Origin of the sequence: Halorubrum tebenquichense DSM 14210, from assembly GCF_000337415.1 — an archaeon.
Classification (GTDB): Archaea; Halobacteriota; Halobacteria; order Halobacteriales; family Haloferacaceae; genus Halorubrum; species Halorubrum tebenquichense.
Map to the genome: position 1 here is coordinate 1 of NZ_AOJD01000057.1, position 6,358 is coordinate 6,358.

The 6,358-nt window shown below is 73.9% G+C and carries 5 protein-coding genes; 4 read left to right on the top strand and 1 reads right to left on the bottom strand.

Features of this window, described 5'->3' with window-relative positions; translation table 11 throughout:
• Nucleotides 1-162: 162 nt before the first annotated feature.
• Nucleotides 163-747: a GNAT family N-acetyltransferase gene (locus tag C472_RS10645; protein ID WP_006629839.1), complete on the bottom strand. Its 585-nt coding sequence runs from the start codon at nt 745-747 to the stop codon at nt 163-165.
• A gap of 156 nt (nt 748-903) precedes the next feature.
• On the opposite strand from C472_RS10645, the gene ligA reads away from it, so the two are divergent.
• The 4 genes from ligA (at nt 904) to C472_RS10665 (ending at nt 6,211) form a co-directional block, all read left to right on the top strand.
• Complete coding sequence (ligA, locus tag C472_RS10650; protein WP_006629840.1) at nt 904-2,808, top strand: ATP-dependent DNA ligase LigA; 1,905 nt, start codon at nt 904-906, stop codon at nt 2,806-2,808.
• Between the two features lie 87 nt (nt 2,809-2,895).
• Nucleotides 2,896-3,759 (top strand): hypothetical protein, encoded by an 864-nt coding sequence (locus C472_RS10655; RefSeq protein WP_006629841.1) that lies wholly within the window; start codon nt 2,896-2,898, stop codon nt 3,757-3,759.
• A gap of 35 nt (nt 3,760-3,794) precedes the next feature.
• Nucleotides 3,795-4,529: an MBL fold metallo-hydrolase gene (locus C472_RS10660; protein WP_006629842.1), complete on the top strand. Its 735-nt coding sequence runs from the start codon at nt 3,795-3,797 to the stop codon at nt 4,527-4,529.
• 89 nt (nt 4,530-4,618) lie between these two features.
• The gene (locus tag C472_RS10665; RefSeq protein WP_006629843.1) at nt 4,619-6,211 is read left to right on the top strand and encodes a hypothetical protein; all 1,593 of its coding nucleotides are present in this window, start codon (nt 4,619-4,621) and stop codon (nt 6,209-6,211) included.
• The last annotated feature ends 147 nt before the right edge of the window (nt 6,212-6,358 follow it).

The following is a 6,358-nucleotide window of genomic DNA, read 5'->3' on the forward strand; positions in this document are numbered from 1 at the left end:
CCCCAGCCTCGTCGGCCGCGTCCGTCGGGCTCCCTTCGGTCGCCCTCGTCGCGGCCGACTCCCTCGCGCGTGCTGGCTCGCGGCCTGTCGGCCGCTCGCAGGCACGCGCCACCGCGAGTTAGCAAAAACCGAAGCGTCAGAACAGAGAGCGGTTCGTGGCCGTTAACGCCCGGTGTCGTATTTATACGTCGCCGAGTCTGGGTCGATACCGAAGTCCTCGGCCGACTCGCTCGGCTCGTCGCCGCCGGTCGGCTCGGCGTCCTTGAACGCCGTCCGGAACCGGGAGGGCATCTCGAAGTCGTCGACCGCGAGTCGGAGTCCGACGACGCCGCCGCCGAGGAACTCTCGCTTCTCCGTGAGGCGGTCGGAGAGCGCCGGCGGGAGGTCGTCCGTGTCGACGCGCTCGAAGCCGAACTGCGTCAGGTACTCCGGCTGGTCGGTGAGCACGTACACCGTCTCGAAGCCGTCCGCGGCGGCCGTGTCCACGAGGCGCTCGACGACGTGCGCGCCGACCCCGCGGTCGCGCCACTCCGGCAGGACGCCGATGCCCGTCAGCTCGATCCGGTTCTCCTCGCCCTCGTCGCCGCGGTGGAGCCGAAGGCGGCCGAATCCCGCCCGGTCGTTCGACTCCTCGTCGACCGCGATCACGTAGTCCCGTGACCGAAAGGCGACGTCGTCGAGCCCCAGTTGCTCGATCGCGTCCAACAACCACGCCTCGTCACGGTTTTTGGCGTCGCGGACGTACATGAACGCTCATATGACGGCGGAGGTGAAAAGCGGTTCCCCGACGGGACCGCCGTCTCCCCCGACGACGGCGGCCCGCGGTGGCCGGCGACGATCCGCGGCGAGTTCGCTGCGCGCGCATCGGGTCGCTTTTGCCCGCCGGTCGCCGACCCGACGCGTATGGAATTCGCCGCGCTGGCGGAACGGGCGGACCGGCTGGCCGCGAACGACGGCGACATCGAGACGACGCTCGCGGCGGCCGACCTGCTCGCCGACGCCGGCTCAGGCGGAGACGCCGGCTCCGCGGAGGACGCCGCCGACGGCGACGACGGACCGAGCGACGACCTCCCGGTCGTCGCCCGCTTCCTGCTCGGCCGCGTCTTCCCCGCCCACGACACGCGCACCCTCGACGTCGGGCCCGCGCTCTGCCGGGAGTCCATCGCCCGCGCCGCCGGCCCGAACGTGTCGGCGAGCGACGTCGAGGACCGCCTCGCGGAGCGCGGCGAGATCGGTGCCGTCGCGGCCGCGTACGACCTCGGCGGGCAGCAGGGCCTCGCCGCGTTCGGCGGCGGCCGCGACGCGCTCACCGTCGCGGCGGTCGACGAGGAGCTCCGCGACCTCGCGGCCGAGAGCGGCGACGGGAGCGAGTCGCGCAAGCGGGACGCGCTGTTCGGGCTGTTCACCCGCTGTTCGCCGAGCGAGGCGGCGTTCCTCGCCCGGCTCGTCCTCGGCGAGATGCGACTCGGCGTCGGCGAGGGGACGGTCCGGGACGCGGTCGCGGAGGCGTTCATCGCGCCCGAACCGGAAGTCGAGGGCGACGATGACAGCGCCGCCGCCGCCGACTCGGAGAGCGACGACGCCGCGCTCCGCGCGAGCGACGAGGCGGTCGCGGCCGTCGAACGCGCGCTTCAGGTGACAAACGACTACGGCCGGGTCGCGGTCCGCGCCCGCGACGAGGGGATCGAGGGGCTGCGGGAAGAGTCGCTACGCGTCGGCCGGCCGGTTCAGGCGATGCTCGCGCAGGCGGGCACCGCGACCGACGCGGTCGACTCGTTCGGCGAGGTCGCCGTCGAGACGAAGTTCGACGGCGCGCGCGTTCAGGTGCACTACGCGCCGGCCGGGACCGCCCCGGCGGACGCGAAAGCCAGCGACGGCGACGACGGGGCACTCGGCCCGCGGCTCTACTCGCGGAACATGGACGACGTGACCGAGGCGCTCCCGGAGATCGTCGAGTACGTCGCCGAGCGCGTCGACGTCCCGGCCATTCTAGACGGCGAGGTCGTCGCGGTCGACGACGCGGGCGACCCGCTCCCGTTTCAGGAGGTTCTCCGACGCTTCCGCCGGAAACACGACGTCGACCGGATGCGGGAGACGGTCTCGCTGCGGCTCCACGCCTTCGACTGCCTCCACGCCGACGGCGACGACCTGCTGGACGAGCCCCTCCGCGTCCGCCACGAGCGGCTTCGGGCGGTCCTCGGCGACGCGGCCGCGGACCTCGCGCTCGCGGACGACCCGGACGCGATCGCGGCCGCGGAGCGCGACGCCCTCGACGCGGGCCACGAGGGCGTCATGCTGAAGAACCCAGACGCGGCGTACACCCCCGGCGACCGCGGCCGCGACTGGCTGAAACGCAAGCCGGACGTAGAGACGCTCGACGCCGTCGTCGTCGGCGCGGAGTGGGGCGAGGGACGCCGCGCGGAGCTGTTCGGCACGTTCCTGCTCGCCGTCCGCGACGGGGGCAGCGAGGGCGGCGAGAGCGGCGAAGGCGACGCCCCCGACGACGCGGCGGACCTCGTCCCCCCGGGGTACGCCACGGTCGGGAAGGTGGCGACGGGGATCACCGACGAGGCCCTCGCGGACCTCACGGAGCGGCTGGAACCCTACGTCGCCGGCGAGTCGGGCACGACGGTCGCCTTCGACCCGGAACTCGTGGTTGAGGTCGGCTACGAGGAGATCCAGACCTCGCCGACGTACTCGGCCGGGTACGCCCTCCGGTTCCCCCGGTTCGTCGGCGTCCGCGAGGACAAGTCCGTCGACGACGCCGACTCGCTCGCCCGCGTCCGCCGACTCGCCGGCGACGACTGAGTCGGACACCGACACTTCTGAACGCCGACCCGTGAGCCGCGTTCCGCCACGCAAAACCCCTTCACGATCCGGGCCCTACGGTCGGGCATGGTAGGCCCCCTCGGCGACGCGACGCGGCGCGACCTCACAGACGCGGCCGCCGCTCGGCTCGCCGCGGAGGGGTTCGACGTGTCTCGCCCGGAGTCGGGCGCGGAACCGCCCGCGGTCGCGACCCGCGGCGACGACCGGGTCGCGGTGGAGCCGCTCGCCGCGGACGACGCGACGCCCGTCGTGATCACCTCGCGGCTGGGCCACGCGCTCGACCGCGACCGCCGCGTCCTGTTCGCCGTTCGCGACGCCGACACCGCGGCCGCCGTCCGCGACCTCCTCGCCGACCCGCCGCTGCTCGCCGCCCGGCGCGACGGTCGGCGGACGTTCCACCTCGGGCCGGACCGGATCCCGGTCTCGGGCGGCGGCTACGCCTGCGTCCGCGCCGACGGCCTCGGCGATCCGACGTTCGCGTGGCGCGAGACCGACACCCCCGCCGGGCCGGTCGCGGCCGGCGCGGACGTCGACGCCGCGGCGGTCGACGACGACGGGCGACCGGCGGTCCCTCGGCTGGTCTGCGAGGTCGACGGAAGCCCCGTCGCGGTCCTCGCGGGCGTCGAGAGTCTCCGGACGCCGGCCGACGAGGTCTTCCCGTTCGCGTACCGCCGCGATCCGGCCGACAAGCGGTTCCGCGTCCGGCGGGGCGACGACGGGACCGTCGTCGAGACCGTCGGCGGGTTCGGTGCGATGCGCGACGCCGGGTACGTCCCCGTCCCGATGCCGCTGGTGCCGGAGCACGCGCTCGGTCGGTCGCTCGACGACGACGCGGTCGCCGCCGCGTGGGACCTCGTCGCGATCGACGGCGAGGACCCCCACTCGCCCGACGGCGGCGGATCCGACGCCGGTCGCGACCGCGACCGATAGCCACCCTCAAGACGGCCGCGGACGGAGGCGATCGCATGACGTTCCGCTACGAGGAGCTCGCGGTGGAGTGGCTCGGCTACGCGACGGCGCGGCTGGAGACCGACGACGGGCCGGTCGTCTACACCGACCCCGGCCGGTACGGCGTCCTCGACGACTACTGGGCGCGCGACGGCGACCTCGTCGTCGTCACCCACGACCACCACTACGACAGCGACGGCATCCGGTCGGTCGCGAGCGACGACGCGACGCTCGTGATCTACGAGGCGGTCGACCCCGCGAGCATCGACCGCGACGTGGAACCGATCGACGCGCTCGCCGAGGACTACGAGGTCGTCCGCGTCGGCGAGGAGGACCGGGTCGATGTCGACACGCCCGCCGGCGAGGTGCGGGTGTGGTCCGTCCCCGCCCACAACGACCCGGAGGGCCCGAACGCCGACGCCGACGGCTCGGTCGCGCACCCGCCCGGCTTCGGCTGCGGCTTCCTGCTGTCGCTCGGCGGCCGCACCGTCTTCTGGCCCGGCGACTCGGACGCGCTCGACGGGTTCGCCGAGCTCGACGTCTCCGTCTTCCTCGCGAACATCGGCGGGGGCGGCATCGTCGCGGACCGGCGCGAGGCGGCCGACCTCGCCGAGGCGATGGGTCCCGACCTCGTCGTCCCGGTCCACTACGACACCTTCGACCTGCTGGAGGCCGACGGCGAGGCGTTCGCCGGCGACGTCGCGAGCCGGTCGATCCCCGTCGCGCTCGACGCGCGCTCGGCGAACCAGTAGTCGGACCGGGTCTGTCGCGGGTCGGTCCCGCGGTCGGGCCGTCTTCCGGCCGGAGGCCTTTTTACCTCGCCGCGTCCTTCCCCGGTCGCATGACCACCGAGTCCGCGCTGGCCGACGGGGTCCGGGAGGCGCTTTCGGTCGACGCCGAGGCGTTCGCCGAGCGCGCGGCCGAGGAGGCCGAGATCGTCAAACAGGAGCTCCGCGACGGCTCCTTCGACAACCACCAGTCGATCGTCGGCTTCGAGTACGAGTTCTACGCGGTCGGCGACGGGCGGTGGAGCGAGGAGTCGCGGGCGGGCGAGTACGCGCTCATGCGCGTGCCGCGCCGCCTGCTGGAGCTGATGGGCTTCGAGAAGGAGCTGGGGCTCCACAACGCCGAGATGTGTACGAGCCCGCAGCCGCTCTCCGACCACGGCCTGCGCGCCCAGCTCGCCGAGGTTCGGGCGCGGCTGGAGGCCGCGGAGAACACCGCCGGCGTCGAGGGGATGCGGCTCGTCTCCGACGGGCTCTGGACCGTCCCGCCCGCGGGCGAGACCGCCGAGGAGTACCTCACCGACAGCGTCGAGGTCGACGGCGTGGTCGTCGCGGTGAACATGAGCGACGCGGTGCGGTACCACGCGATGGCCAACGACCGTCCGGAGAACTCGGCGGACGCCGACCCGAACACCGGGAAGGGGGATCCGGCCGTCCGCCTCGACGCGCCGGGGGTGTCGCTGGCGGCCGAGACGGTGATGCCGGAGAGCCTCATCACGTCGATCCAGCCGCACTACCAGGTGGCACACGCCGAGACGCTGCCGCGGCACTTCCGGTACGCGCTGCGGATCGCCGGCCCGCTGCTGGCGCTCGGCGCGAACTCCCCCTTCTTCCCCCCGGGGCTGTACGACGACGACTGGGACGGCGAGCGCGTCCTCGCCGAGGGGGCGACCGCGAACCGGATCCACGTGTTCGAGTCCGTCCTCAACGCCCGGACCGACGCCGACAAGGTCCGGTTCCCGCGCGACTTCCGCGACGTCGAGACCGCGGTCGACCGCATCGCCGCCGACGAGACGCTGATCCCGATGCCCGACCCCGGCGGCAGCGACCGCTTCGACGACGCGTTCGCGACGTTCCGCACGAAACACGGCAGCTACTGGCGGTGGGTCCGCCCCGTCTTCGAGGGCTCCAGCCGCTCGGCCGCGAACGCCCGGATCGAGTTCCGCCCCGTCCCCGGCCAGCCCACCGTCCGCGACTCCATCGCCTTCCAGGGCACGTTCGCGGGGCTGATGCAGGCGCTCCCGCAGCACGAACACCCCGTCATCGGACTCGACTGGGAGACCGCCCGCGACAACTTCTACGCCGCGGTCGCGGACGGGCTCGACGCCGACATGGACTGGATCGGCAACGACGGCGAGCGCACGACCGACATCGACGCCCTGTACGACGACCTCCTCGACCACGCGGAGGCCGGGCTCCGGACCGCCGGCTGCGCCGCCGACGAGGCCGCCGAGTGGGTCGCGCCGCTCCGCTGGCGCGTCGCGAACCGCACGACGCCCGCGAGTTGGAAGCGCGACCGCGTCCGCGAGCGCCTCGACGACGGCGACGACTTCGCGACCGCGGTTGAGGACACCCAACGGGAGTACATCGCGCGGCAGTCCGAGACGCTCATCGACGGCGGCTTCTCCGCGTGGACCGGAGACCGCTGATCCGACCTCCCGCGACGACGTTCTCCATTCCGGACGCGGTGGCGCGCGCCTGCGAGCGGCCGCCACCGGCGGCCGCGAGACAGCGCGTGCGAGGGACGCGGCGAACGCGAGCGGCGAAGCCGCGAGCCGTGAGCCGCGAGGCTGGGG